Annotated in this window: 24 protein-coding genes and 1 tRNA gene; 4 read left to right on the forward strand and 21 right to left on the reverse strand. The window is 61.8% G+C overall.

Features of this window, described 5'->3' with window-relative positions; genetic code table 11:
• Nucleotides 1-78 precede the first annotated feature (78 nt).
• From rpsA to polA, 3 genes are all read right to left on the reverse strand, one after another.
• The gene (gene rpsA, locus D8M36_RS01225; protein ID WP_061211984.1) at nucleotides 79-1,542 is read right to left on the reverse strand and encodes a 30S ribosomal protein S1; all 1,464 of its coding nucleotides are present in this window, start codon (nucleotides 1,540-1,542) and stop codon (nucleotides 79-81) included.
• A gap of 356 nt (nucleotides 1,543-1,898) precedes the next feature.
• On the reverse strand, nucleotides 1,899-2,525 hold the full coding sequence (locus tag D8M36_RS01230) for a DUF6318 family protein (RefSeq protein ID WP_126846082.1): 627 nt from the start codon (nucleotides 2,523-2,525) through the stop codon (nucleotides 1,899-1,901).
• Nucleotides 2,526-2,847: 322 nt separating this feature from the next.
• On the reverse strand, nucleotides 2,848-5,532 hold the full coding sequence (polA, locus tag D8M36_RS01235) for a DNA polymerase I (RefSeq protein ID WP_126846084.1): 2,685 nt from the start codon (nucleotides 5,530-5,532) through the stop codon (nucleotides 2,848-2,850).
• A gap of 25 nt (nucleotides 5,533-5,557) precedes the next feature.
• Between polA and D8M36_RS01240 the strand changes: the two genes are divergently transcribed.
• Nucleotides 5,558-6,022 carry a PaaI family thioesterase gene (locus D8M36_RS01240; protein ID WP_238638335.1) on the forward strand — a complete coding sequence of 155 codons (465 nt, stop codon included), beginning with the start codon at nucleotides 5,558-5,560 and terminating at the stop codon, nucleotides 6,020-6,022.
• Here the strand turns inward: D8M36_RS01240 and D8M36_RS01245 are convergent.
• Nucleotides 6,019-6,657, reverse strand: a complete 639-nt coding sequence (locus D8M36_RS01245) for an ANTAR domain-containing response regulator (RefSeq protein ID WP_065247866.1) — start codon at nucleotides 6,655-6,657, stop codon at nucleotides 6,019-6,021. The two genes, D8M36_RS01240 and D8M36_RS01245, sit on opposite strands and share 4 nt — an antisense overlap.
• Nucleotides 6,658-6,861: 204 nt before the next feature.
• Here D8M36_RS01245 and D8M36_RS01250 point away from each other — a divergent pair.
• Nucleotides 6,862-6,943, forward strand: a tRNA-Leu gene (locus D8M36_RS01250).
• A 58-nt stretch (nucleotides 6,944-7,001) separates the two neighbouring features.
• Here the strand turns inward: D8M36_RS01250 and pyk are convergent.
• The 17 genes from pyk to D8M36_RS01335 form a co-directional block, all read right to left on the reverse strand.
• Nucleotides 7,002-8,480, reverse strand: coding sequence for a pyruvate kinase (pyk, locus tag D8M36_RS01255; RefSeq protein WP_074297015.1), 1,479 nt, complete (start codon nucleotides 8,478-8,480; stop codon nucleotides 7,002-7,004).
• Between the two features lie 142 nt (nucleotides 8,481-8,622).
• Entirely contained in the window at nucleotides 8,623-9,558 is a 936-nt protein-coding gene (gene lgt, locus D8M36_RS01260; protein WP_126846088.1) for a prolipoprotein diacylglyceryl transferase, read from the reverse strand.
• A complete protein-coding gene (gene trpA / locus D8M36_RS01265) occupies nucleotides 9,555-10,361 on the reverse strand; it encodes a tryptophan synthase subunit alpha (RefSeq protein WP_126846090.1) in 807 nt (268 codons plus the stop codon). Before trpA ends, lgt begins: the two co-directional genes overlap by 4 nt.
• A 1-nt stretch (nucleotide 10,362) precedes the next feature.
• Complete coding sequence (trpB, locus tag D8M36_RS01270) at nucleotides 10,363-11,634, reverse strand: tryptophan synthase subunit beta (RefSeq protein ID WP_153246491.1); 1,272 nt, start codon at nucleotides 11,632-11,634, stop codon at nucleotides 10,363-10,365.
• 30 nt (nucleotides 11,635-11,664) lie between these two features.
• The gene (gene trpC / locus D8M36_RS01275) at nucleotides 11,665-12,468 is read right to left on the reverse strand and encodes an indole-3-glycerol phosphate synthase TrpC (protein WP_126846094.1); all 804 of its coding nucleotides are present in this window, start codon (nucleotides 12,466-12,468) and stop codon (nucleotides 11,665-11,667) included.
• 93 nt (nucleotides 12,469-12,561) lie between these two features.
• Nucleotides 12,562-12,789, reverse strand: coding sequence for an HGxxPAAW family protein (locus D8M36_RS01280; protein WP_126846096.1), 228 nt, complete (start codon nucleotides 12,787-12,789; stop codon nucleotides 12,562-12,564).
• A 102-nt stretch (nucleotides 12,790-12,891) separates the two neighbouring features.
• Nucleotides 12,892-13,515: a Trp biosynthesis-associated membrane protein gene (locus D8M36_RS01285; protein WP_126846098.1), complete on the reverse strand. Its 624-nt coding sequence runs from the start codon at nucleotides 13,513-13,515 to the stop codon at nucleotides 12,892-12,894.
• Complete coding sequence (locus D8M36_RS01290) at nucleotides 13,515-15,083, reverse strand: anthranilate synthase component I (protein WP_126846100.1); 1,569 nt, start codon at nucleotides 15,081-15,083, stop codon at nucleotides 13,515-13,517. The genes D8M36_RS01285 and D8M36_RS01290 overlap by 1 nt, the downstream gene beginning before the upstream one ends.
• A 48-nt stretch (nucleotides 15,084-15,131) precedes the next feature.
• The gene (gene metK / locus D8M36_RS01295) at nucleotides 15,132-16,337 is read right to left on the reverse strand and encodes a methionine adenosyltransferase (RefSeq protein WP_065247873.1); all 1,206 of its coding nucleotides are present in this window, start codon (nucleotides 16,335-16,337) and stop codon (nucleotides 15,132-15,134) included.
• A 52-nt stretch (nucleotides 16,338-16,389) separates the two neighbouring features.
• Nucleotides 16,390-17,652 carry a bifunctional phosphopantothenoylcysteine decarboxylase/phosphopantothenate--cysteine ligase CoaBC gene (gene coaBC / locus D8M36_RS01300; protein WP_126846102.1) on the reverse strand — a complete coding sequence of 421 codons (1,263 nt, stop codon included), beginning with the start codon at nucleotides 17,650-17,652 and terminating at the stop codon, nucleotides 16,390-16,392.
• A 16-nt stretch (nucleotides 17,653-17,668) separates the two neighbouring features.
• Nucleotides 17,669-18,010, reverse strand: coding sequence for a DNA-directed RNA polymerase subunit omega (rpoZ, locus tag D8M36_RS01305; protein ID WP_055088047.1), 342 nt, complete (start codon nucleotides 18,008-18,010; stop codon nucleotides 17,669-17,671).
• Between the two features lie 114 nt (nucleotides 18,011-18,124).
• A complete protein-coding gene (gene gmk / locus D8M36_RS01310; RefSeq protein ID WP_126846104.1) occupies nucleotides 18,125-18,709 on the reverse strand; it encodes a guanylate kinase in 585 nt (194 codons plus the stop codon).
• Nucleotides 18,709-19,035 (reverse strand): integration host factor, actinobacterial type, encoded by a 327-nt coding sequence (gene mihF, locus D8M36_RS01315; RefSeq protein ID WP_065247876.1) that lies wholly within the window; start codon nucleotides 19,033-19,035, stop codon nucleotides 18,709-18,711. Before mihF ends, gmk begins: the two co-directional genes overlap by 1 nt.
• A 257-nt stretch (nucleotides 19,036-19,292) precedes the next feature.
• On the reverse strand, nucleotides 19,293-19,856 hold the full coding sequence (gene pyrR / locus D8M36_RS01320) for a bifunctional pyr operon transcriptional regulator/uracil phosphoribosyltransferase PyrR (RefSeq protein ID WP_126846106.1): 564 nt from the start codon (nucleotides 19,854-19,856) through the stop codon (nucleotides 19,293-19,295).
• A gap of 15 nt (nucleotides 19,857-19,871) precedes the next feature.
• Nucleotides 19,872-20,375: a transcription antitermination factor NusB gene (nusB, locus tag D8M36_RS01325; protein WP_126846108.1), complete on the reverse strand. Its 504-nt coding sequence runs from the start codon at nucleotides 20,373-20,375 to the stop codon at nucleotides 19,872-19,874.
• A 1-nt stretch (nucleotide 20,376) separates the two neighbouring features.
• Entirely contained in the window at nucleotides 20,377-20,934 is a 558-nt protein-coding gene (gene efp / locus D8M36_RS01330) for an elongation factor P (protein ID WP_065248752.1), read from the reverse strand.
• A 120-nt stretch (nucleotides 20,935-21,054) separates the two neighbouring features.
• On the reverse strand, nucleotides 21,055-22,659 hold the full coding sequence (locus tag D8M36_RS01335; RefSeq protein WP_126846110.1) for an ABC-F family ATP-binding cassette domain-containing protein: 1,605 nt from the start codon (nucleotides 22,657-22,659) through the stop codon (nucleotides 21,055-21,057).
• A gap of 247 nt (nucleotides 22,660-22,906) precedes the next feature.
• Between D8M36_RS01335 and ald the strand changes: the two genes are divergently transcribed.
• Together ald and D8M36_RS01345 are read left to right on the forward strand one after the other, a co-directional pair.
• Entirely contained in the window at nucleotides 22,907-24,019 is a 1,113-nt protein-coding gene (gene ald, locus D8M36_RS01340) for an alanine dehydrogenase (RefSeq protein WP_126846112.1), read from the forward strand.
• Between the two features lie 106 nt (nucleotides 24,020-24,125).
• The gene (locus tag D8M36_RS01345) at nucleotides 24,126-25,403 is read left to right on the forward strand and encodes a dicarboxylate/amino acid:cation symporter (RefSeq protein WP_126846114.1); all 1,278 of its coding nucleotides are present in this window, start codon (nucleotides 24,126-24,128) and stop codon (nucleotides 25,401-25,403) included.
• The last annotated feature ends 61 nt before the right edge of the window (nucleotides 25,404-25,464 follow it).

Here is a 25,464-nt window from a genome sequence, read left to right on the forward strand (position 1 = left end):
CGCCATTCAGGTTAAAGGCGAAAGCGCCCCCCGCAAAACGAGGAGCGCTTTCGTGAGATCGCTAAGCGATCACTTTGTTCAGTTGTTGCCCGTGAGCTTCTCGCGAAGCGCCGCGAGGGCCTCGTCGGAAGCGAGGGTGCCCTCGTCGCTCGAGGACGACTGGAACGAGGTCGGTGCGGCCTCGCTAGCCGCCGGAGCGGCTGCCTGAGCTTCGGCGTCGGCCTTCGCAGCCTCGGCAACCTGAGCCTTGTGCTGGGTCCAGCGCTCGTAAGCACGGGCGTAGTCGGCCTCCCAGGCCTCGCGCTGCGCCTCGTAGCCCTCGAGCCACTCGTTGGTCTCGGGATCGAAGCCCTCGGGGTACTTGTATTCGCCGTTTTCGTCGTACTCCGCGGCCATGCCGTAGAGAGCAGGATCGAAGGTCGAGTCGTCACCTTCGGGATCGACGCCTTCGTTGGCCTGCTTGAGCGAGAGCGAAATGCGGCGGCGTTCGAGGTCGATGTCGATGACCTTGACGAAGACCTCCTGGTCAACGCTCACAACCTGCTCGGGGAGGTCAACGTGGCGCTGGGCGAGCTCGGAGATGTGCACGAGGCCCTCGATGCCGTCCTCGACACGAACGAACGCGCCGAAGGGAACGAGCTTCGTCACCTTGCCCGGCACAACCTGGCCGATGGCATGGGTGCGGGCAAAGAGCTGCCACGGGTCTTCCTGGGTGGCCTTGAGCGAGAGCGACACGCGCTCGCGATCCATCTCGACCGAGAGAACCTCAACCTTGACGGGCTGGCCAACCTCGACAACCTCGCTCGGGTGGTCGATGTGCTTCCAGGAAAGCTCGGAGACGTGGACGAGACCGTCGACGCCGCCGAGGTCCACGAACGCACCGAAGTTGACGATCGAGGACACGTGGCCCTCGCGGACCTGACCCTTCTGCAGGGTCTGGAGGAAGTCGGTGCGAACCGATGCCTGGGTCTCTTCGAGGTAGGCGCGACGCGAAAGCACGACGTTGTTGCGGTTCTTGTCGAGCTCAATGATCTTCGCTTCGAGCTCCTGGCCGATGTACGGCTGGAGGTCGCGCACGCGGCGCATCTCAACGAGCGAAGCGGGGAGGAAGCCACGAAGGCCGATGTCAACGATGAGGCCGCCCTTGACAACCTCGATGACGGTACCGGTGACGACACCCTCGTTTTCCTTGATGTCCTCGATCGAGCCCCACGCACGCTCGTACTGCGCGCGCTTCTTCGAGAGGATCAGGCGACCTTCCTTGTCCTCCTTCTGGAGAACGAGTGCCTCGACCTCGTCGCCAACCTCGACAACCTCATCGGGGTCGACATCGTGCTTGATCGAGAGTTCGCGGGAAGGAATGACACCTTCGGTCTTGTAGCCGATGTCAAGAAGAACCTCGTCCCGGTCAACCTTGACGACGGTGCCCTCGACGATGTCGCCATCGTTGAAGTACTTGATGGTCGAATCGATCGCGGCGAGGAGTTCCTCTTCGCTACCGATATCGTTGATGGCGATCTGAGGTGCGTTGTTCGTGGTCATGTAGTAAATGGCTCCGTCGGGACAGGTAGTAGTTGGTACAGAAACACGTGTGGGCATAGCGCACACACACCTGATCTAGCCTAGCGGTCTGCATACGCGAGGGTCAACGAAATCCCCACTCATAAGCGCCCTCTACGCCGCGAGGTGACTAATTCAACATCGAACGCTGTTTTATGGGGCGCCCACGACGTTTTCTTGATTCTCGCAACGATGATCTAGCGTGGCTCGTTGCCGTGATTCGATCCAAACGGACGGGTTGATGGTACGGCACCGCGAGTGTGGGCGTCGAGTGAATCACCTGCCATTCAAAACCCCCACAACCCCTATGCAATTCGAGGGCGGGGGAAGGAGGAATTTCAGTCGAGCCAATCGAAGTGCAGCACAAGCCACTCCCCGTCGCTGAAATCCAGCTTCATGTTGACCGTGTGCTGCTCCGTCGGCTGATTTTCCGCGGTGTCTCCGTAGGAGCCGGGGTGGAGATCCTCGATAGTGAATTTATACCGGACCAAGACGTAACCGTCTTTCGTGGTTTCAGTACTGATCTCCCCGGCGGTAACACCCACGACACTCGCGAAATGCTGACTCTCGCGCCACCGATCCATTTCGGCGAGCGTTTCCCCGCAAGCCTCGCACGCCCCGAGCGAAACGACGCTCTCGTAGGGGGCCGTGTCGCCGATCGCGTATCCGTAATAGATGGCCGCAATGACATATCTGGCCGTGGCCTTAGCGCCCTCATCAGTTGCGAAATGGCGTGCCTCGAACACTTCGCCATCCGGTTTCGTCAGTGCAGCATTGTGGGGAGGAAGCCCATCGGAGCGCCCGGGCGCCTCGCCAGTTCCGACGCCTGCTCCGCCCGCATCGCTCCCGCTGGTTGCCGGTGCCGTATGTGCGACAGGAGTCGGGCCGATAACCGGCGTCGCGTCTTCGTTGCATGCGGTGAGCGCAGCTGAGGCAATGGCAAGGGCGCCTACAGTCGACAGCATGCGCCATCGCGAGTTCCGCTTCATGTGTTCTCCCGCCTGTCACACCCGTCGATCTGGGACCGACCCACTCGGTACAGCGAACCAGACTGCTCGCAAGCGTGCAATACCTACCGCAGAAAAGAAGCAGGATTTTTCGCGAACAGTTGTGTCGACCTTGGGCTACGTCGATTTGCATCGCAACGATGCGGCACGCGAGCGAGTGAATGCCGGCGGAACATTCGGCCTGGTCATTGCTTGATCGAGGCCGGGTAGAGGGACGGCGGCGGACGCTTCGGGCGCAAACCCCCACAACCCCTATGCAATCCAGCAAGGGAGATGGGGGCTAGTGCGCGGCCTCCAGCCAGGAGTGACCAACGCCCACCGAAACGTCCATGGGCACGGAAAGCTCGTAGGCACCTTCCATGCCTTCGCGCACGATGTCACTCACGAGGTCGATTTCACCGGGGGCGACATCGACGATGAGTTCGTCGTGAACCTGGAGCACGAGACGCGAGGCGGCGCCGGTCTTCTTCAGCGCATGGTCAACGCGCAGCATCGCGAGCTTGATGATGTCGGCGGCACTGCCCTGAATCGGCGAGTTGAGCGCAACGCGCTCGGCATTTTCTCGCCGCTGGCGGCTATCGCTCGTGAGTTCGGGAAGGTAGCGCCGACGCCCGAGGAGTGTTTCGGTGTAACCGAGTGAACGCGCCTTCTCCACACTTTCGTGGAGATAGTGCTGCACCCCGCCAAAGCGCTCAAAATACTGTTCGCGCAGGGCTTTTGCTTCGGCCTGGGAGATGTGCAGCTGGCGGGAAAGACCGAAAGCGGAAAGCCCATAGGCGAGGCCATAGCTGATCGCCTTCGTCTTCGAACGCTCTTCGCTCGTCACCTGATCGACCGGGGTGCCGAACACTTGCGAGGCGACGAAGCTGTGGAGGTCCTCGCCGTCACGGAAGGCTTGGATGAGCCCCTCGTCGCCAGACAGGTGCGCCATGATGCGCATCTCGATCTGGGAATAGTCGGCCGTGAGCAGCGACTCGAAGCCTTCGCTCGCGTGGAAGGCTCCGCGGATCTGACGGCCGGCCTCGGTGCGCGCCGGAATGTTCTGCAAGTTCGGGTGAGACGAGGCAAGGCGCCCCGTTGCCGCGACGTTCTGCGAAAGGGTCGTGTGGATACGCCCTTCCTCCGTCACGGATTTGCGCAGCGTTTCGATAATCTGGCGCAATTTCGTAACGTCGCGGTGCTCGAGAAGCGCCTGAAGGAAAGGGTGCCCAGTCTTCGCGTAAAGGTCGGTGAGGGATTCGGCGTCAGTCGAATGGCCCGTCTTGGTTTTGCGGGTCGGAGGCATCCCGAGCCGGTCAAACAGCACGGATTGAAGCTGCTTCGGTGAACCGAGGCTAATTTCCTCGCCACCGATTTCCGCGAAAGCGCGAGCGGCAACCTCAGACTGTCGTTCGGCATGCGCCGCATCGAGCCGGTCAAGCTCGGTAGCGTCAACGGCGATGCCCGATTCCTCCATCTGCGTCAGCACACGCGCAAGCGGCAGTTCGAGGTCGTCGTGAATTGCGCGGGTCTCATGCGCATCCATGTCCTTCACGAGGAGGGGGGTCAGACGGTACTCCGCCCTCGCACGTCCCAAAAGATCCTCGTGTAGCGCCTTGGCGGTGGGCTTCTTGTCGAGTTTCGGGAATTCCTCGTGGAGATGGCGCATCGCGAGGCCGGCCACATCTGCGGGGCGCTGCCCGGGCCTGCACAGGAACTCCGCGAGAGAGAGATCAACGTCGAGCCCGCGAATAACGAAGCCCGCACCGCCAAGAATATGCGTGAGCTCCTTGGAGTCGAGCGTCCATTTCGGGATGACCGAGTTTTGCAGCCATCGCTCGAGCTCACGGCGATCCTGCTCATTCATGCGCGAGGCGCTGATGTCAAGGCTTGCGCTGCCGGTGGCAATCACCAGGCCGCGAAACTCCGCTTCGCCCATCGCCCAGGTGCCGTCGGCCTCAAGGGCGCCTCCCAAAGCGGCATGCTCCGCAAGAAGCGCGCCAAGCTGCCCCGCTTCCGGTTGAATCACGGGAAGGGTGGGGTTCGCAACGATCGGCTGGATATCGGCATCCTCCGCGGCATCGGCGGGCAAAAGCCCCGCGGGAATATCCCGACGGATGCCCGGTCCAAAGGCGAGTTCATCAAAGCGCGCGTTGATGGCGACCTGATCGCCGCGACCGAGAAGATAAGCGTCGAAATCCTTCGGCAGATCCAGGTCACGAACGGCCTCGTTCATGCGGCGATTGCGCACCACATCCTCGACGTGATCGCGAAGCGACTGCCCCGCTTTGCCTTTGATCTCGTCACGGTGCTCAAGAATGCCGTCGAGTGAGCCGTAAAGCCCAAGCCATTTCGCGGCAGTTTTCGGCCCCACGCCGGGAACGCCGGGAAGATTATCGGCGCTCTCCCCCACCAGAGCCGCGAGATCCGGGTACAGCTTCGGCGGAACGAGGTACTTCTCTTCGACAGCCTCGGGGGTCATGCGGCGAAGCTCCGTGACGCCCTTCACCGGCTGCAAAAGCGTGATCCTCTCATCAACGAGCTGGATCGCATCGCGATCACTCGTGACAAGCAGAGGCTGTACCCCCGCGTCCTTCGCATACGTGGCGATGGTGGCGACGATGTCATCGGCCTCGTAGTCCTCGACGCTAAAATGCGCGATGCCCATAGCCTCAAGCACCTGCTGAATAAGGGCGACCTGCCCCTTGAACGCCTCGGGCGTGGCCTCACGGCCACCCTTGTATTCGCTATAGATACGATCACGGAAGGTGCCGCCCGGCAGATCGAACGCGACCGCCATGTGCGTGGGCTTCTCGTTCTTCACGATGTTGAAGATCATGCGGCAGAAACCGTACACCGAGTTCGTCGCCTGCCCAGCGCTGTTCACGAAGGACTCGGGTGGCAGGGCAAAGAACGCGCGGAAGGCCATCGCATGGCCATCGATCACAACGATGCGCCTCTCAGGGGCGTTTTCGATCTCGCTCATGCGTCAAGTGTGTCACGCTAGGCGAATGGACACGAACGCACGCGCAACAACCGCGACACAGGATACTCTCACACGCCTACGCGAGGAGCTCAAGGGAACACTGTGCGAGCGCATGGGAATGGACGTGCTCTCACTGACCGCGAGGGAAGCACACCTCAGCATGCCCATTGCGCCAAATCGGCAGCCCCACGGTCTGCTGCACGGTGGCGCCACGATCGCGCTCGCCGAAACCGCCATATCACTCGCCGCACAGCTCCATGCGGAAAGTCTCCACGGTGAAGGCGCAGCAGCCGTCGGAACCTCCTTCAGCGCAACCCACCACGCGCCCGCGCGCGAAGGCCTCGTTCACGTGACGGCCCACGCACATCACCTGGGCCGCACCCACGCGAGCTATCTCGCCGAGATACGACGCGAGGACGGCACTCTCGTGAGTACCGTCCTCGGAACCGCGCGTCTCTTCCCGCCGCGAAAAGAGATTTCTGCGCGTTAGTCCTTATGAGGGCCGAGCTGGTCGATCACCGCATCGGCAACCTCGCGCATCGTCAGACGGCGGTCCATCGACGTCTTCTGGATCCAGCGGAAAGCATCCGGCTCGCTCAGATTCATGTTGGTCTGCAAAAGCCCCTTCGCGCGATCCACGCGCTTACGAGTCTCAAAGCGCTCCTCAAGATCGCGAATCTCCTCATTAAGCGACGTGATCTGCTGATAGCGCGAAAGCGCAATCTCAATGGCGGGAAGCAGATCGTTAGGGGTGAAAGGCTTGACCACGAACGCCATGGCGCCGGCATCTCGCGCACGCTCCACGAGTTCCTTTTGCGAGAACGCCGTCAGCATCACGACGGGAGCAAGGTGCTCCTTGCCGATAGCCTCAGCCGCGGACACGCCGTCCATCTGCGGCATTTTTACGTCCATCACGACGATGTCGGGGCGAAGCTCGCGCACTTTCTCCACAGCGCTCGCACCATCGCCCACAGCGGCGACGACCTCGTAGCCCGCTTCAGTGAGGGTCTCGACAATATCCATGCGAATGAGGCTTTCGTCCTCAGCCACAACAGCCGTGCGCGCCACGAGACCGGAATCCTGTTCGTTCTCGGCGATCTTTTCCACAGCTTCGTTTTCGTTCATGGCATCCAATCTTTCGCCTGTTTTTATCGTTGTGCAGCGAGCGCGCTCCACCTCCATAGTGCAGCACACTCGCCCCCTGAGCGGAATCGGCAGTCGCTTCCCACGATATTACTCACGTGTATGAGACGACGCGCAGCCAGCGCCAGTTAGGCAAGCGCGAACTCGTTGGTTATTCTATAGGGCGTGCCTTAATAAGCGCACAGGGCCGGGTTGGCGGAATTGGTAGACGCGGCGCACTCAAAATGCGTTGTCTTCGGACGTACGGGTTCGAGTCCCGTACCCGGTACACCACAAGGGTGGGGAGCTCACGCTCCCCACCCTTTTCATATGCGACTGTTCGAGGATCAGGCCTCGGGAATCGCCTTGCCCTTCGCGATGCGATCAGCCTCGACGCGTGCGGCCTCGGTACCGTCAAGGTCACCGATGCGGTGCACGCGCAGCGTGTTGGTCGAGCCGTGAACACCCGGAGGCGAACCAGCCGCGATGATCACGAGGTCGCCGGGCTGCAGGCCCTTCTTCTCACGCAGAAGTTCGTCGACGACCTTCACCATCTGATCGGTATCGGTCTGCATTTCCACGTGGTGCGCTTCGATACCCCAGCTAAGCGAAAGCTGGTGCTGGACCTTCTCGTACGGGGTCAGCGCAAGAAGAGGAATGGTGGGACGCAGACGCGAAAGACGGCGAGCGGTGTCGCCCGACTCGGTGAACGTCACGAGATACTGCGCCGAGAGCTGGTCGCCAATCTCGGCTGCAGCACGAGTGATCGCACCGCCGCGAGTGTGCGGGATGGTGCCGAGCTCAGAGATGCGGTCCGCACCGTTTTCTTCGGTGTTCGTGACGATGCGCGCCATCGTGCGCACGGCCTCGAACGGGAACGCGCCGACGGAAGTTTCGCCCGAGAGCATGACCGCGTCGGCACCATCGAGGATGGCGTTCGCGCAGTCCGAAGCCTCGGCGCGGGTCGGGCGCGGGTTCGTAATCATCGACTCGAGCACCTGGGTCGCCACGATGACGGGCTTCGCGTTGCGTCGAGCGAGTTCGATGGTGCGCTTCTGCACGAGCGGGACCTGCTCGAGAGGAAGCTCCACACCGAGGTCGCCGCGGGCCACCATGATGCCGTCGAAAGCGCCGACGATACCGCGCAAAGCACGCACGGCCTGCGGCTTCTCAATCTTAGCGACCACGGGAAGGCGAATGCCTTCTTCATCCATGACCCGGTGGACATCTTCGATGTCGTGAGCATCGCGCACGAAGCTCAGTGCAATGAGGTCTGCGCCAAGGTGAAGACCCCAGCGGAGGTCCGCGATGTCCTTTTCGCTCATGGCGGGGACAGACACGGCGACGCCGGGAAGGTTGATGCCCTTATTGTTCGAGACGGGACCGGGCACCTCGACGACGGTCTTGACGTCGGTGTCAGTCACCTCGACAACGCGGACGCCGACCTTGCCGTCGTCGATGAGGAGAGTATCGCCGGGGCGGCAGTCACCAGGCAGTCCCTTGAAGGTCGTGCTCACACGGTCTTTCGTGCCAAGAATGTCGTCGGTCGTGATCGTGAAAATATCGCCGACAGCGAGGTCGTGGGGGCCATCCTCGAACTTGCCAAGGCGGATCTTGGGGCCTTGAAGGTCCACGAGAACAGCAACGTTTTTACCGAGGTCCTCGGAAGCCTTACGAATGTTGGCGTACACAGCTTCGTGGTCCGCGTAGGTGCCGTGGCTGAGGTTCATACGGGCAACGTTCATGCCCGACTCGATAAGCGTGCGGATCTGCTCGTACGAGTTCGTTGCAGGTCCCAATGTGCACACAATTTTTGCTTTACGCATGTCTACCCATCTGTAGCTATGAGAGGCGGGACCCACGCGCACCGTGTGCTCGGGAGCGAGCGCACGAAGGGCGCGGGTCGCATCGCCGAGATCCACCTATCACCCTACAATTAAGTAATCGGCGCCACTCCCAGTTTGTCCCTTATTTCGTGGGGTTTCTAAGATTTTCTCCCTGCTCCGGGGCTTTTGCTTCCTCATGACCGGTGTGGCCGGCTTCGCGCTGCGCGAGCGGTTCGCCGTTAATACTCTCGTACGCCCCGTGTGCTTCTCCCTTGGTCTTCGCTCGCCTGGTGAGCCACAGGAACACGCCGATCGCGATGAGCCCCGTCACGATGTAGATCACCATGTGGATGCGGAGCCCAAACACCATCGTCGAAGGTTCTGTTCGCATGGTTTCCATGAGTGTGCGACCGGCAGAATAGGCGATGATGTACATCACGAAGATGCGGCCGCCCGCAACTTTGAACCGTTTCGCGAGGAACAGAACGATCACGCACGCCGCGAGATTCCAGAGCGCTTCGTAGAGGAAGGTCGGTTGATAGGTGCCGGGAACGCACCCGAGGATCGTTCTGCCGTTGGTTTCGCACGTAATGTCGAGGGCCCAGGGCAAAGTGCTCGGTTCGCCGTGAAGCTCCTGGTTCGCCCAGTTTCCAAGACGACCAATCGCCTGCGCAACGAAGAGAGTCGGGGCGATCGAGTCGGCAAGTGCGAGGAACTGCACACCTTTGCGCCAGGTCATAAAGAACGCCGCGAGGCCGCCGACCGCGACCGCGCCCCAGATTCCAAGGCCGCCCTCCCACATGCGCAGCGCGCTGAGCGGATCTTTCCCAGGGCCAAAATAGTCCGGGATATTCACACCCACGTGATACATCCGCGCACCAATAATTCCCGCGATGATCGTCACGAAAGCGATGTCAAAGAAATCGTCGCGGTCACCGCCACGCTCGCTCCAGCGCTTGAGCGACCACGCGTACGCGATGGCGATACCGGTGAGGATAAAGAGCGCGTAGAAGTGAATGGTGATAGGGCCGATGCTGAACGAGCTGACAGGCGGGCTAGGGATCGTCGCGGAAATCATGCGCGTGCCTCCTCAATTCCGTTGCGCAATTCTGTTGCGAGCGTTTCAAGGGCGCGGAGCCCTTCCGACGGTGTCTGTGCTTCGAGGAGTCTTCTCACAAAGGCGCTCCCCACGATGACCCCATCGGCATAGGCTGCCACTTCCGCGGCCTGCGCGCCGTTCGAAACACCGAGCCCCACGCACACCCGCTCGGCGCCCACGGCGCGCGTGCGCTCGACGAGAGTCTTCGCGGCATCGCCCACGTGTGCGCGAGGCCCCGTGACCCCCATGGTGGACGCGGCGTACACAAAACCAGTGCTTGATTCAGTCACGAGCCGCAACCGTTCTTCGGGAGAGCTCGGCGCGGCGAGGAAGATCCGTTCGACATCGTGCGTGCGCGACGCTTCGATCCACTCTCGGCCCGAGTCGGGCGTGAGATCCGGGGTGATCACACCGGCGCCACCTGCAGCAGCGAGGTCGCGTGCAAAGGCGTCGGGCCCGTATTTGAGGATCGGATTGTAGTAGCTCATGACGAGGAGCGCCGCATCGAGGTCGCTCAGGGCGTCGAGTGCCCGCATCACATCGGCGGGGCGCGTGCCTTGGGAAAGCGCGAGATCCGCGGCCTCTTGGATCACTGGGCCATCCATCACGGGATCCGTGTAGGGGATCCCGAACTCGATTGCGTCGACTCCCGCGCCTACGAGGGCGCGTACTGCCTCCACACTCCCCGCAAAGCTTGGGAAGCCCACGGGAATATATGCGACGAGTGCAGCGCGCCCCTCCCCCTTGGCACGGTCAATAACCTCTGCTGAAAGATGTCTCATGTCAGTTCTCTTCCTCGCTCGCAAGCACCGCGCGAATCCGATCTTTGATCTCTTCAAGATCTGCCTGCTTCTCGTCCCCGATGAGTCCGAACCAGGTTGATGCCGTCGTGACATCCTTATCGCCGCGGCCCGAAAGGTTCGCGACGATCACCGCGTCTTTGCCGAGTTCACGGCCGAGGGCGAGAGCTCCGGCAAGGGCGTGCGCGGATTCAAGCGCGGGCATGATGCCTTCCGTCATGGAGAGCAAGGCGAAGGCTTCCATGGCGTCGGTATCGGTAATTGCGCGGTATTCCGCACGGCCCGTGTCGGCGAGGTAAGCATGCTCTGGGCCAACGCTCGGGTAGTCGAGGCCTGCACTCACGGAGTGGGATTCGATGGTTTGGCCATCTTCATCTTGCATCACGTATGAGCGTGCCCCGTGTAAGACACCGGGGGTGCCTGCCCCGATCGTCGCGGAATGCTTGCCCGACTCGATGCCCGACCCTCCGGCCTCACAGCCAACGATCCGCACCGAAGAATCTTCGAGGAACGCGTGGAAGAGCCCCATCGCGTTCGAGCCTCCGCCCACGCACGCGACGATCGCGTCGGGAAGGCAACCCGCCTGGGCGATGACCTGTTCGCGTGCCTCGCGCCCGATCATCGAGTGGAACTGCCGCACCATCGTGGGGTACGGATGCGGCCCCGTGACCGTTCCAAGAAGGTAGTGCGTTGTGTGAACATTCGTGACCCAATCGCGGAAGGCTTCGTTGATCGCATCCTTGAGGGTTCGTGAACCGTGGGTCACGGGGATCACTTCCGCGCCGAGAAGTCTCATGCGGGCAACATTGAGGGCCTGGCGTTCCGTGTCGACTTCGCCCATGTAAATGCGGCATGCGAGACCGAGGAGCGCTGCGGCCGTGGCGGTAGCGACGCCGTGCTGGCCAGCACCTGTTTCGGCGATCACGCGGGTCTTGCCCATGCGCTTGGCGAGAAGGGCCTGCGCGAGCACATTGTTGATTTTGTGACTGCCCGTGTGGTTGAGATCTTCACGCTTGAGGAAAATCCGCGCACCGCCCGCGAGGGCGGAAAAGCGCGGGACCTCAGTGAGGAGCGACGGTCGCCCCGTGTACTCGCGATGAAGTCTGTCGAGCTCACGAGTGAAGGCCGGATCATCGTCGGACGCGTGCCACGCCTTCGTGAGTTCATCGAGCGCGGGAATGAGGGCCTCGGGGAGAAACCTCCCGCCGAACTCACCGAAAAACGGTCCGTCCTCAGGGGTAAAAGTGTCGGTCAATGTCACTCCTCCTATTCTCCTCCGCACGTGTCAACTTCGTGCGCGTCCTTGTCGCTTGACACTACGAAAGTCGCGCGCGGCTTTGGTGGGCTCTGCGTGGCGCACGAGCGCTTCTCCCACGAGGACCGCGTCTGCGCCCGCGCGGGCATAGGCTTCCACGTCGGCGAGCGTTGCGACCGCCGATTCTCCCACGGCGAGGCGCTCCTCGGGGATTTCGCCCAGCAGAGAGCACGCGTAGTCCAGATCAACCTCAAGAGTCTTAAGGTTGCGAGCGTTCACCCCGATAAGTTCGGCCTCACTTGCGAGCGCCCGGTCGACTTCCTCCGGCGTATGCGCTTCGACGAGCACACGCATGTCGAGGGAGCGTGCAAGGGCGTAAAGATGCTGAAGCTGGAGGTCGCTCAGGGCCGCGACAATCAGCAACACGATGTCTGCCCCGTGGGCGCGCGCCTCGAAGATCTGGTAATCCTCGACCATGAAGTCCTTGCGCAGCACGGGAATCTCCACGCGTGAGCGCACTGCGTCAAGGTCCGCGAGGGATCCGGCAAAGCGGCGCTCCTCCGTGAGAACACTAATCGCCGTCGCCCCACCACTTTCATAAGCTTCAGCGAGCAGCGCGGGGTGAGGAATGTCGGCGAGCGCACCTTTTGACGGGGACGAGCGCTTCACTTCGGCGAAAAGCCCAAGTGTCGCATGCGAGCGTAGACGTTCGACCACATCGATCGCGGGAGCCGCCTCGCGCGCGAGGTGCTCAATATCGGCTGGGCAGACGTCGGACTTACGCCGCTCAAGATCCTCACGCACCCCCGTGATGATCTCGTCCAGAATGCTCACGTGGGACCCTCCTCGAGTGCTCGAACCCGTCGTTGGTAGCAAAATGCCCTGCACGAAAAGACTCTCCTTCGCGCAGGGCGGTAAAAATTCGGGTTAGCGCTTGACCTTTTGACCGAATCCCGCGGTGCGGAGAATGGACCCGACCACGATGGCGAGCACCACCGCCCCAATTCCGACGAGAAGAAGGACGCTCTGGCCAGTGACCATACCAAGCGCGAAGAGGATCGCACCGAGCAGAACGAGAGCCGAGAAGGTCCATGCGGCAACGGTTTTGCCTTCATTCTGCGGCGGGGCGGGGGGAACGAGATAGGTCTTCGGCATTCTTAACTCCGGTAAAAATTGACTCTGAGGCTTCTTGGCGAATTTTCGCGTCAGTCCGCGAGAATCATTGTGCCACGTTTCCGCGGGGGATTGCGCGCCCACTCATCTCTCAAAACGCGCATCGCTCGGATCCTCACCAAGGCTTAGCATGTCCCAGGCCTCTGCGTCCGTGCGCTCACTCAGCTTCGCACTTCCTGCCTCATCAGTCGGTGCGTGTCGGGTATAGCGGGTTCGGGTTGCCCCGCCGCCACCCGCCACGCGCGTGCGCGCCACGAGTAGTCCGCCCGCAATCGTCACGAGCACCCCGCACACAATCGTTGCCACTACGGGCCATGACGCCGATACGTCGACGGGCGCATTCACACTTCCCGTGGCCTCGAGTGCGGCACTTGAGGCAGCACGAGCCGGGTCAAGCAACACCAGTACGCCGCTCACTGCAATGCCGATCCCCGCAAGCAAAGACACAAACGCGCACGCGAGAGCCAAGCCGCGCCGAGAGAGGCTGAGGGCGCCCGCGGCTGCAAGAGCCACGAGCGCGCACGCAAGCGAGAGCGGTGACGCCTTCGCGCCCGCGATGCTGAGTTCGGCAATGTTGCCCGCGAGCCCCACGGCTTCTCCCTCGACCCACGTCGGTTGCGTGAGTATAGCGGCCACTCCCCCGGCCACAACAAGCACGAGCAGGAGCGGGGTGCGGAAACCGGTCGATGCCGACGTTTGCCGTGCCATCACTGACTCCTGAGAGTTTCGGCACTCGCCACGGCCCGTTCGGCGGCCGCCGCTTTGGAAAGCGACTCCCGGTGCTCCATCGTGGGGGATGAATCCGCGACAACGCCGCCGCCAGCTTGAACGTGTGCGCGGCCGTCCTTCATCACTGTCGTGCGAATGGCGATGGCCATGTCAAGATCACCCGCGAAGTCGAGGTAGCCTACGGTGCCGCCGTAGATCCCTCGTGAGACGGGTTCGAGTTCGTCAATAATCTGCATCGCCCGCGGTTTCGGCGCCCCCGTGAGTGTGCCCGCGGGGAAGGTCGCGGTGAGCGCATCGAAAGCGGTCATGCCGTCCTTGAGCGTGCCCGTCACCGACGAAATCATGTGCATGACGTGCGAGTACTTCACGACATTCATGAAGTCGCGCACAATCACGCTTCCCGCTTGGCACACCTTGTGCAGGTCGTTTCGGCCGAGATCCACGAGCATGAGGTGTTCAGAGCGATCTTTGGGATCGGCCAGCAGCTCATTCTTGAGGCGCTCATCATCCTCGGCATCCACTCCGCGCGGGCGTGAGCCCGCGATCGGGTGCGTGCTTGCCTGACGGTCTCGCACCGTGACGAGAGTCTCCGGGCTCGCCCCCACAATGTCGATCGGCTTCCCATCGCCGTCATGCGCTCGCACGAGGAACATATACGGCGAGGGATTGAGCCTGCGAAGAACGCGATACACCTCGAGGGGGTCGGCGTTCGTGACCTGCGTGTGACGCTGCGAGGGGACGACTTGAAAAATTTCGCCATCGATAATGTTCTCGATCGCAGTTTCGACCGATTTTTCGAATTCTGTTTGGCTTGTCCGCGCCGTACTCAACGGCGACTCCACGCTCGAGTAGACGACGGGGGTCGTCTCGATCCTCGCCCGAAGCGCTTCTCGCATCGCCTTGATCCGTACGAGTGCCGCGTCGTAGGCCTCCTCCGCACCGCTTTGGTGGCCGTTGAGGTTGAGAGCGTTCGCGACGAGAAGGACCGTGCTATCGGTGTGGTCAAAGACGGCAACGTCCTCAGCGAGGAGCATGCATAGTTCTGGCGTGCCAATCTCGTCAATGGGCTGATGCGGGAGCTTTTCGATCCTGCGCACCGCGTCGTAGCTCACAAAACCCACGAGTCCGCCGGTGAACGGCGGTAGGTGGTCGAAGCGCGCGGATTTAAACGCCGTTGCCGTGGCCCTGAGCGCCTCAAGGGGATCGCCCGAGGTGGGAACACTCGCGGGGACGTCCCCGTACCAACGTGCTTCGCCGTCCTTTTCGGTGAGGGAAGCACGAGCCTTGACTCCGATGATCGACCAACGCGAGTCCTGGCCCTGGCCGGCAGATTCGAGCAAGAAACTGCCCGCTGGGCCCGAGGGAGCCGTGAGCTTCCGGTAGAGGGAAATCGGTGTGTCTTGATCGGCGAGGAGCCGAATCACGACGGGAACGATGCGCTGCGAGCGAGCGAGCTCGAGAAAGGTCTCGCGATCCGGCCATATTTCGCCGAGCTTTGCCCCCTCGAGGCCGCGCACCTTTTCGGGGTAAATAACGCGCTTGGACATGCGCTCTCCTTTCCTCGTCGCCCCCGAAAACTTCGTGGGCTCAGCCAGCTAGAGCGCTCGCGTAAGTTCTTCGGCTCTGTTCGTCTTCTCCCACTCGAACTCGGGAAGAGGCCGGCCAAAGTGACCGAAAACCGAGGTCTTCCGGTAGATCGGGCGCAAAAGATTGAGCTCCTCAACGATCGCCTGAGGGCGAAGATCGAAGACCTTTTCGATCGCGCGTGCAAGCTGGTGTTCGGGCACCTTCCCGGTTCCGAAGGTTTCCACATAGAGTCCCACGGGGGCTGCTCGACCGATCGCGTAGGCCACCTGGATCTCGCAGCGATCGGCGAGACCCGCTGCGACGACGTTCTTGGCCACCCATCGAAGAGCGTACGCTGCGCTGCGGTCGACCTTCGAGGGGTCCTTACCCGAGAAAGCGCCGCCGCCGTGGCGCGCCATACCGCCGTAGGTATCGACGATGATCTTACGGCCCGTGAGGCCCGCATCGCCTTTGGGCCCGCCCACAACGAAGCGACCGGTGGGATTGATGTGGCGCTTGACATCGTCGATTGCGAGGCCCAACTCCGCGAGTTCGTCGAGGACAGGCTGGATCACCACGCGAGAGATGGCCTCGGTGAGTTGCCCGGAAACATCGACGTCCTCCGCGTGCTGGCTCGAGACCACGACAGCGTTGACGCTGCGCGCGACGAAATCATCGTCATAACCTATGGTCACCTGAGATTTTCCGTCGGGGCGCAGGTACGGCAGCACGCCGTCGCGGCGTGCGTTCGAGAGGTTCTGGGCGAGCTTGTGGGCCGCATAGATGGGAAGCGGCATGAGGTCCTTCGTATCGGTACACGCGTAGCCGAACATCAGCCCCTGGTCACCGGCCCCGAGCTGGAAACCCTGCTCAACGCTTCCGCCCTTAAACTCTTCAGAGTGATCCACGCCCAGGGCGATATCGGCAGATTGCGCACCGATCGAGACTTCAATCCCGCAAGAATCTGCGTCGAAGCCCTTCTCAGAAGAGTCATAACCGATCGAACGAATGACCTCACGAACAATCGAGTTCACGTCGCTGTAGCCCTCGGTTCGCACCTCACCGGCGACGTGCACGAGGCCCGTCGTCACAAGCGTCTCAACCGCGACGCGTGACTGAACGTCCTGGGCAATCATGTCGTCGAGAATCGCATCGGAAATTTGATCGCAAATTTTATCCGGGTGTCCCTCCGTAACGGATTCGGAGGTGAAATACCGCAGGTCGCTGAGAGTCATGTACTGCCTTTTCGACGATATCTAGTGGAGAGAATGAGGGCGCACCACACGGCTAGCCGTGCTCACGAGTGAGGAGCGCAGCAACGTGATCGAGCATCTCGTGAGAGACCTCGTCTTTCGACCCTGACGCCGCGCCGAGAATCTCACCGCTGGAGCCGAGAAACGTGAGTTCGTTGTGATCGGATCCGAAACCGTTTTTACTCACGTCGTTAAAGGCAAGGAGGTCCGCGCCTTTCGCTTGAGCCTTGCGTTTCGCGTGCGCGAGGGCGCTCGAGTGCTCATCTCCGGTCTCGGCTGCGAAGCCGCAGATTGCACGCGGCCGGCGACCTGGGACTCGCCGCTCCGTCAGGCCACGCAGGATGTCTTCGGTTTCCGTCAGGTGCAGCGTGAGCCCCGATTCGCCCTCACGCTTCTTGATTTTGCTGCCTGAAGTCTCCGGGGTGAAGTCGGAGACGGCGGCGGCCATGATGAGTGCGTCAGCTTTTCCTTCGAGCTCGCGCACGGCCGAGGCCAGGTCCGCCGCGCTCACGGCTCGCACGACCTCAACCCCCGCGGGCGGCACGATATTCGAACCTGCGAGGACAAGCGTCACACGAGCCCCACGCACACACGCGGCACGCGCGAGCGCAGCACCTTGCTTGCCGCTCGAACGATTGGTGAGCACTCGAACCGGATCGAGTGCCTCGCTCGTACCACCGGCGGTAATCACGATGTGCGAACCTTCAAGATCGCGCTCACGCTCCCCCGCCGCGAGAACCGATTGGGTGAACTGCACGATCGCCTCGGGCTCGGGAAGACGCCCCACACCGGTATCGGCACCCGTAAGGCGACCACTCGCGGGCTCGATCACGTGCACACCACGAGAACGGAGCACATCAACGTTGTCGCGAGTCGCGGGGTGTTCCCACATTTCGGTATGCATCGCGGGAGCGAGAATCACCGGGGCCCGCGTGACGAGAAGCGACGCCGAGAGGAGGTCATCCGCTCTGCCCATGCGCACACTCGCCATAAAATCCGCCGTCGCAGGGACGACGAGAATAGCGTCGGCCTCCTGGCCGAGCCTCACGTGCGCCACCGAATCCACATCCTCGAAAACCGAGGTGCGCACGGGATTGTGGCTGAGCGCTTCCCACGTGGCCGCCCCCACAAACTCGAGCGAATTTTTCGTGGGAACTACGCGCACGTCGGCGCCGAGCTCGGTGAGAGCGCGCACCACATGCGCCGCCTTATATGCAGCGATGCCCGCACACACTCCTACGATGACGCCAAGGCCCTCAAGAGGACGCGGCGGCATCGAGGAAGGCGATGCGGGCATCGTCAAAACCTCGTGCTTAGAGGTTAAAATCGATCGGTACCTCGGGGGCGTCATCCCCGAGCGTGAGAGGTTCGCGCGCGGGAGGCTTCGGAGCGTTTTCATCGATCTCCTTCGCCTCAAGCAGACCTTCGTCGATCTCGCGAAGTGCGATCGAAAGCGGCTTCTCCTGAGGCTCAGTGTCCACGAGCGGACCGACGTGCTCGAGGAGGCCATCTTCGACCTGCGAGTAGTAAGCGTTGATCTGACGCGCACGCTTCGCCGAGTAGAGCACGAGGGCGTACTTCGAATCGACGGTCTCGAGCAGACGATCGATCGGTGGGTTGGTGATGCCTTCGGGCTGGGCTACGGTTCCAGGCACGAAACGTCCCTTCCTAGTGTGAAGTCAGATGTCGGCACTCGTCCATGACGAGCGCGCAAGGACTCAGTTTACCCGAAACAGGCCCCTAGCGGCAGCGGCAAGCGGTGATGTCATTCACGCGACGCCGAGCCCGGCCTCACGGGCGAGTGCATCGACAGCCTCATCGAGGTCGTCGTTCACGATCGTCACGTCGAATTCATTCTCCGCCGCCATTTCGACACGTGCGGTTTCGAGTCGGCGCTGCTGCTCCTCCGGAGCTTCCGTGCCGCGTCCCACGAGACGCTCCACGAGGACGTCCCAGCTCGGTGGGGCGAGAAACACGAAGCGCGCATCGGGCATCGTTCGGCGCACTTGGCGGGCGCCATCAAGGTCAATCTCGAGGATCACGGGCCGCCCTTGGGCGCACGCCTCTTCGACCGCGCTTCTGGGGGTGCCATAGCGATTTTGGCCGTGCACGAGCGCCCATTCGAGCATGTCGCCCCGCTCGATCGCGTCGTCGAACTTCTCAGGGCTCCAAAAGAAGTAGTGAACCCCATCAGCTTCACCGGGGCGTGGACTTCGCGTGGTTGCCGATACCGACAGGTACACGTCGGGGTAGCGCTCGAGAAGTCTACGCGTCACGGTCCCCTTACCCACGGCGGTGGGGCCAGCTACCACAACGACCCGAGCGCGCTTCACCCCGGCCGGATCGGAGGGCATCACTCTGCGAAGTGCTGGATGAGCTTTTCCGCCTGGTGGCGGCCAAGGCCCCGCATCTTACGAGAAGGGGAAATGCCGATCTCCTCCATGATCTGGGCGGCCTTCACCTTGCCGATGCCCGGGAGCGATTCGAGCATCGCGGAAACTTTGAGCCTCGCGACGGCTTCGCTCGTCTTTGCTTCTTCGAGAAGCTTCGCAATTTCCTCGCCGCGGTTGCCGGTCGAATTCTTGAGGCGGTTCTTCACCTGTGCACGCTCCTGGCGGAGCTGTGCGGCCTTCTCGAGAGCGGCTTTGCGCGCTTCGGGGGTCAAAGTGGGGAGAGCCACGTGTTTACCTCTTCAATCTATCGGTGGGTTTTCACCCATTCTCGTGGGGTTCCATAAGAAACACCCAGCAAACCTTCGAGTGCCCCCACCTAGCGGACTGCACTTAACTGGCAGACCACCCGGCTCGGAGCTACGTATAGAGTTACCCACCAAGTTGATAAAGTCTTGAAGAACGCTGAATTATTGCAATTCCATGACCTAAATGCCACCTTGAGCAGCCCAATCGCCGATAATTCTCGGGCCCGCCATCGCCCCAATCAGGCAATCACTGGTTTTTCAAGAACGATGGAGTCCACGCCATCGACTTCCTCGAGCAGCACGCTTACGCGCTCACGTCTCGACGTAGGGAGGTTCTTTCCCACGAAATCTGCGCGAATCGGGAGCTCCCGGTGGCCACGATCAACGAGAATGGCGAGCCGCACGGCAGCCGGACGCCCGAGGTCGCTCAACGCATCGAGTGCCGCACGCACGGTACGCCCCGAATAGAGAACATCGTCAACGAGCACGACCGTACGCCCTTCGATACCGCCGGCTGGGAGCCGAGTATCGCGCTCGGCACGCGCGGGGTGCGATGTGCGATCGTCGCGAAAGCGCGTAATGTCAAGCTCTCCAACGATGTCCTCGGGATTGCGTTCGGTGTTGCCGGCCCGCGCAATAGCCTCGGCAATGCGGCGAGCAAGTGGCACACCACGGCTGTGGATTCCCATGAGCACGAAATCATCGGCGCCTTTTTCGCCTTCGACGATCTCATAGCCGATACGAGTGAGGGCGCGGCGAATATCGCCGGCCTTGAACACTTCCGTGCGCAGATCCTCGGCCATGGAGGGCTCCCTTCCTTATCCGAGCAGATCCTTCGCGTCGGCCACGCGTTGAAGAAGCGCGTTGACGAACGAGGCCGAATCCTCGGTGGACAGTTCGGAGGCAACGCTCGTGTATTCCTTGAGCAGCACGGGCGAATCAACGCCGACACCGTGAAGGATCTCAGCGGCCCCCATGCGCAGGATCGCACGGTCAACAGCCGGCATGCGTTCAAGCGTCCAGGCTTCCGAATGAGAGGCGATCGTGTCGTCGACATCGGCGGCGTGCGCGGCATACAGGAGCGCCAATTGCTTTGCGGCTTCCGGCAGCGGCGTCTGCGCAGTCGAGGTAAGCGTGCGCTGCTCAGCGAGGTCCTCGACGCCGACCTGGCGAGCGTCGGCTTCAAAGAGCACGTCGATCGCGCGCACACGCGCCCTGGTCTTGGCCCCAAACTTCCCCGCCCGAGACGGGAGGGTCTTGACGAGTTCGACCTCGTCGCCCTCGCGCCCCGGGAGCGGCAGATCCAGCGGATCGAACGGCATCTCAGGCGCGCCCGAGGTAGTCGCCCGTGCGGGTATCAACCTTGACCTTGGTGTTCTGCTCCAGGAAGAGCGGCACCTGAATTTCGAGTCCGGTTTCAAGGGTCGCGGGCTTCGTCCCACCCGAGCTGCGGTCGCCCTGGAGGCCCGGCTCGGTGTGGGTGATCTCAAGAACAACCGAGGCGGGAAGCTCAACGAAAAGCACGGTGCCCTCGTAGAACGCGACGACCGCATCCTGCCCTTCGAGCATGTAATCCGCGGCTTCACCAACGACCTCGGCGGTCACGTTGACCTGCTCCCAGGTCGTCGTGTCCATGAACACGAAGAGGTCGCCATCCTTGTACGAGTACTGCATGTCGCGGCGGTCGATCGTCGCCGTCTCAACCTTGACGCCCGCGTTGAAGGTCTTGTCCACGGTCTTGCCGGAGAGAACGTTCTTAAGCTTGGTGCGCACGAACGCCGGCCCCTTACCGGGCTTGACGTGCTGGAATTCGACAACGCTCCAGAGGTTGTTGTCGATCTTCAGAACCATTCCGTTCTTGAGGTCGTTAGTGCTTGCCATGATTCTCCGTTCGAGGTTGCTGTTGCGCACGCGCCCCTTCGAGGGCGCACACAATCCTTAATTTTAGCGCCCTTCGGGCGCAGAATTTTCCGACGGTTGCCGGATTCCCCTTGATCCTTCTCACGCGAGCGCGATCAGTTCTTCGTATTCGGCGTTCCAGAGGTCCTCGACCGCATCGGGCATCATGAGCACGCGCTCGGGGTTGAGCGCGGCGACAGCGCCGGGATCGTGACTCACAAGCACGATCGCTCCCTCGAAGGCACTGAGAGCGCCGAGGATTTCTTCGCGGCTCGCGGGGTCGAGGTTGTTCGTGGGCTCGTCGAGGAGCAAGACGTTCGCGCTCGAGACCACCAGGGTCGCGAGTGCGAGGCGGGTCTTTTCACCACCGGAAAGCACCCCGGCGGGCTTATGCACGTCATCTCCCTGAAAGAGGAAGGAGCCGAGGATCTTCCGGACCTCAACCTCGGGAAGATCGCCCGCGGCGCGCTGCATATTGTCGAGAACGGTGCGCTCAAGCTCGAGTGTGTCGTGCTCCTGCGCGAAATAACCGAGCTTCAGCCCGTGCCCGGCGACTACCTCACCCGTGTCTGGTGTTTCGACGCCCGCGAGCAGACGCAAAAGCGTGGTTTTCCCCGCACCGTTGAGGCCGAGGACAACAACGCGCGAGCCACGATCGATCGCGAGGTTCACGTCGGTGAAAATCTCGAGGCTCCCGTAGCTCTTCGAAAGCCCTTCGGCGCTCAGTGGCGTCTTTCCGCTCGGAGCAGGCTTCGGGAACCGGAGCTTCGCTACTCGCTCAACCTGGCGTTCTTCCTCGAGGGAATCGAGGAGTTTTTCAGCTCGACGCAACATCTGCTGAGCGGCAACGGCCTTCGTCGCTTTCGCGCGCATCTTCTCGCCTTGCGCCTGGAGGGTCGCGGCTTTCTTCTCGGCGTTCGCACGTTCGCGCTTACGGCGCTTCTCGTCGTCCTCACGCTGACGCAGATAATTCTTCCAGCCCATGTTGTACACGTCGATGACCTGGCGGTTTGCATCAAGGTAGAACACCTTATTGACCACGTGCTCGACGAGCTGAATGTCGTGCGAAATGATGATCATGCCGCCCGGGTACTGCATGAGAAACTCGCGAAGCCACACGATCGAATCGGCATCGAGATGGTTCGTGGGCTCATCAAGAACGAGTGTCTCTGCTTGTGAAAACAGAATGCGCGCGAGTTCAACGCGGCGACGCTGCCCGCCTGAGAGGGTGCCAAGCTCCGCCTCGAGGAGCCGGTTATCGACCCCAAGGTTGGCCGCGAGTTGCTTGGCCTCCGCCTCGGCGGCATAACCACCCTGGGCCTCGAGCTCGTTGTTGAACCGCACGTAACGATCCATGGCCTTCTCACGCTTGCGTTCGCTGAGGCTCATGTCGGCCATGTCATGCTCACTCTGCGCGAGTTTTTCGAAAATGCGCGCGAGGTTGCGGGCCTCGAGAATGCGCGCAAGCACCTTTTGCTTTGGATCCCCCTCAGTCGTGTCTTGAGGCAAGAAGCCGATCTGCCCGCGAATATCGATCGATCCAGCCGCAGCCTCACGTTCGCCCGCGAGGGTACGCGTGAGCGTCGTCTTGCCCGCGCCGTTGCGCCCCACGAGACCTACACGGTCGCCTTTCGCCACCTGAAAGTTCACGCCGCTCATCAGCATGCGTGCACCCACGCGAATCTCGAGGTCATGGACCGTGATCATGGTGTCCTTTGCAAACAGATGGTGGTAGGGCTTGGCCGTTGTGGGCCGCGCACAAGTCTAATCAGGCGCGTGCGCTGAAGGCCGTGCAACCGTCGGACTCTGCCTCACCGGGTAGCGGATTCCACACGCGCCCTCCGGAGCTTCAGACCTTTCCTCGTATCCCTTGAACGAGGGGCCCTCGTGCGTCACGATGGGTGGAGACAATTGGCGGCGCGACGGCGCGCTGCGGAACAGGTGATGAAGCGCCATGAAGATCGGCATCGTCAGGGAAATTAAGAACAACGAATACCGCGTGTCCATGCACCACGCTGGCGTTGAAGAATTGATCCGCTCAGGCCACGAGGTCATCGTGGAAAAGGATGCGGGCGTAAACGCCGGCTTTACGAACCGGGACTACGAGCAAGCAGGCGCCCGTATCGCGACCACGGCAAAGGAGGTGTGGGAAGAGGCCGAGTTGCTCCTCAAGGTGAAGGAACCGCTCGAGAGCGAGTACGGCTTCCTCCGCGAGGATCAGCTCCTGTTCACGTACCTGCACCTCGCGGCCTCGCGCCCACTCACGGATGCCCTGCTCGAGGCCAAAACACCGGCGCTTGCGTACGAAATGGTGCGCGGATCCGACGGCTCCCTGCCTCTGCTCGCCCCCATGAGCATCATCGCGGGTCGGCTCGCCGCACAGGTCGCCGCACACCAACTCATGTCGCCCTTTGGCGGAACCGGCGTGCTCATGGGTGGTGCGCCCGGAACGGCGAGAGCCAAGGTCCTCGTTGTGGGAGGAGGGATCGTCGGCGAACAGGCCGCGCTTGTGGCCGCAGGCATGGGCGCGAGCGTGACCGTGCTCGACATCAATTCCTCTCGCCTCGCCGATCTCGACCGCATCCACGGCACACGTATTTCGACGGGGTTCTCCAACGCGCAAGCGATCGATACCTTCGCTCGCGATGCCGATGTTGTGGTGGGCTCGGTTCTCCTACCTGGCCGTGCGGCCCCGAAACTCCTCAAACGAGAAACGATCGAGGCGATGCGCCCCGGCTCGATCGTCATTGACGTTGCCATCGACCAGGGTGGCTGCACCGAGGTTTCTTCGCCCACGACCCACGATGATCCAACCTTCCGCGTGGGAAACGCCACCGTGTACTGTGTCGCGAATATGCCGGGCGCCGTGGCCCGTACCGCGAGCGTTGCCCTCGCAGGGGCGAGCCTCCCGTATGTCCGTGCTCTCGCGAACCGTGGAATCGCCGGCATTGCGGGCCACGCTGGGCTCCTCTCCGGCTTTTCGACGTACCGCGGAGAACTGCTGCACACGGAGGTCGCCGAGAGTCACGGACGTGAAAGCCGCGATGCACGCACCATGCTAAGTTAGCGTTCGGCTCGCGCGTCAAAGGTCGGGGGGCGGGCTGTGCGGAACATCCCAGCCCACCACGCCCTCAATTCCGCTTGTAGCGGGCCAAAGCTGGGATAATGCACGCATGCTGCGAAATTATCGATTCCCCCTCATTATTCTCACGTGCGTGATCCTCGGCGCAATCGCCGGACTCGTCTTCGGCCCCGATGCCGCCGTGGTGAAACCCTTCGGGGTGGTGTTCGTGAACATGATGTTCACGCTCGTGGTGCCGCTCGTATTTTTCTCCATTGCCTCATCGGTTGCCGCCATGGAATCAGCAAAGCGCCTCGGGAAAATCATGGGTTCGATGATGCTCGTGTTTATCTCCACCGGCATCCTCGCGGCCATCATCATGCTCACCGTGCTGTGGCTGTTCCGCTCAAGCGAGCCGCTCAACATCACGCTTACGGATCCCGGCGCGATGGAAAAACCGGAATCGATCGGCGACCAGATCGTGCAGACCCTCACCGTGAGCGAATTCGGTGAGCTCCTCTCCCCCTCCAACATGCTCGCGCTCATCATCTTTGCCGTGCTCGTGGGCTTCGCGACGAGCGGAATTGGCAAGGCTGGTGACCCTTTCCGCGAGTTCCTCAAGTCAGCGAGTGCCGTGTTCTTGAAGCTCGTCTCGCTCGTGATGTACTACGCGCCGATTGGCCTTGGTGCCTATTTCGCCGCTCTCATCGGTGAGCTCGGCCCGCAGCTCGTGGGCGGGTATGTGCGCGCATTCGTCATCTACTTCCCCGTCACAATCGTGTATTTCTGCGTGGCCTTCACGCTATACGCTTACATCGCTGGTGGGACCAAGGGCATCAAGCGCTTTTGGAGCAACATCCTCGAGCCCACCGCCATCGCGCTCGGCACCGGTTCCTCCGTTGCCTGCCTTCCGGCCAACCTCAAGGCTGCGCAGCGCACCGGCGTTCCTCGCGATATTCGCGAAACGATCATTCCTATCGGCGCGACGATCCACATGGAAGGCTCCGTGCTTTCCGCGATCCTTAAAATTTCGTTTCTCTTCACGCTCTTCCAGCGAGATCTCTTCACGGTCGAGAACATGCTCATCGCCGTGGGCATCGCCCTCTTGAGCGGCATGGTCATGAGCGGTATCCCCTCGGGGGGATTCGTTGGTGAGCTCATGATCATCACGCTCTACGGCTTTCCCACCACGGCCCTGCCCGTCATTTCGATCATCGGCACCATCATCGATGCTCCCGCAACGACGATCAACGCCGTTGGCGACAATTCTTCCTCGATGCTCGTTGCCCGCATGATCGACGGCAAAGACTGGATGGGCAAGGGAGATCGCGAGCGAGCTGAAGATGAGGCCCTCGCCGCAGCACCCCGCGCCGAAAGCCCAGCGCGGTAGGTTCCGACGCCTCCCGCACCCAGAAAGGGTGGCCAGCTCCACACGAGCTGGCCACCCTTCT

It is taken from the genome of Dermabacter sp. HSID17554 (genome assembly GCF_003989295.1).
In the GTDB taxonomy this organism is placed as follows: Bacteria; Actinomycetota; Actinomycetes; order Actinomycetales; family Dermabacteraceae; genus Dermabacter; species Dermabacter vaginalis.

What these genes read in the sequence shown, in the direction of transcription:
- rpsA (WP_061211984.1), bottom strand. Translation starts at nt 1,542, where the DNA reads ATGACCACGAACAACGCACCTCAGATCGCCATCAACGATATCGGTAGC.
- D8M36_RS01230 (WP_126846082.1), bottom strand. Translation starts at nt 2,525, where the DNA reads ATGCTGTCGACTGTAGGCGCCCTTGCCATTGCCTCAGCTGCGCTCACC.
- polA (WP_126846084.1), bottom strand. Translation starts at nt 5,532, where the DNA reads ATGAGCGAGATCGAAAACGCCCCTGAGAGGCGCATCGTTGTGATCGAT.
- D8M36_RS01240 (WP_238638335.1), top strand. Translation starts at nt 5,558, where the DNA reads ATGGACACGAACGCACGCGCAACAACCGCGACACAGGATACTCTCACA.
- D8M36_RS01245 (WP_065247866.1), bottom strand. Translation starts at nt 6,657, where the DNA reads ATGAACGAAAACGAAGCTGTGGAAAAGATCGCCGAGAACGAACAGGAT.
- pyk (WP_074297015.1), bottom strand. Translation starts at nt 8,480, where the DNA reads ATGCGTAAAGCAAAAATTGTGTGCACATTGGGACCTGCAACGAACTCG.
- lgt (WP_126846088.1), bottom strand. Translation starts at nt 9,558, where the DNA reads ATGATTTCCGCGACGATCCCTAGCCCGCCTGTCAGCTCGTTCAGCATC.
- trpA (WP_126846090.1), bottom strand. Translation starts at nt 10,361, where the DNA reads ATGAGACATCTTTCAGCAGAGGTTATTGACCGTGCCAAGGGGGAGGGG.
- D8M36_RS01280 (WP_126846096.1), bottom strand. Translation starts at nt 12,789, where the DNA reads ATGCCGAAGACCTATCTCGTTCCCCCCGCCCCGCCGCAGAATGAAGGC.
- D8M36_RS01285 (WP_126846098.1), bottom strand. Translation starts at nt 13,515, where the DNA reads ATGGCACGGCAAACGTCGGCATCGACCGGTTTCCGCACCCCGCTCCTG.
- D8M36_RS01290 (WP_126846100.1), bottom strand. Translation starts at nt 15,083, where the DNA reads ATGTCCAAGCGCGTTATTTACCCCGAAAAGGTGCGCGGCCTCGAGGGG.
- metK (WP_065247873.1), bottom strand. Translation starts at nt 16,337, where the DNA reads ATGACTCTCAGCGACCTGCGGTATTTCACCTCCGAATCCGTTACGGAG.
- coaBC (WP_126846102.1), bottom strand. Translation starts at nt 17,652, where the DNA reads ATGCCCGCATCGCCTTCCTCGATGCCGCCGCGTCCTCTTGAGGGCCTT.
- gmk (WP_126846104.1), bottom strand. Translation starts at nt 18,709, where the DNA reads ATGCCCTCCGATCCGGCCGGGGTGAAGCGCGCTCGGGTCGTTGTGGTA.
- pyrR (WP_126846106.1), bottom strand. Translation starts at nt 19,856, where the DNA reads ATGGCCGAGGATCTGCGCACGGAAGTGTTCAAGGCCGGCGATATTCGC.
- nusB (WP_126846108.1), bottom strand. Translation starts at nt 20,375, where the DNA reads ATGCCGTTCGATCCGCTGGATCTGCCGCTCCCGGGGCGCGAGGGCGAC.
- efp (WP_065248752.1), bottom strand. Translation starts at nt 20,934, where the DNA reads ATGGCAAGCACTAACGACCTCAAGAACGGAATGGTTCTGAAGATCGAC.
- D8M36_RS01335 (WP_126846110.1), bottom strand. Translation starts at nt 22,659, where the DNA reads ATGATCACGGTCCATGACCTCGAGATTCGCGTGGGTGCACGCATGCTG.
- ald (WP_126846112.1), top strand. Translation starts at nt 22,907, where the DNA reads ATGAAGATCGGCATCGTCAGGGAAATTAAGAACAACGAATACCGCGTG.
- D8M36_RS01345 (WP_126846114.1), top strand. Translation starts at nt 24,126, where the DNA reads ATGCTGCGAAATTATCGATTCCCCCTCATTATTCTCACGTGCGTGATC.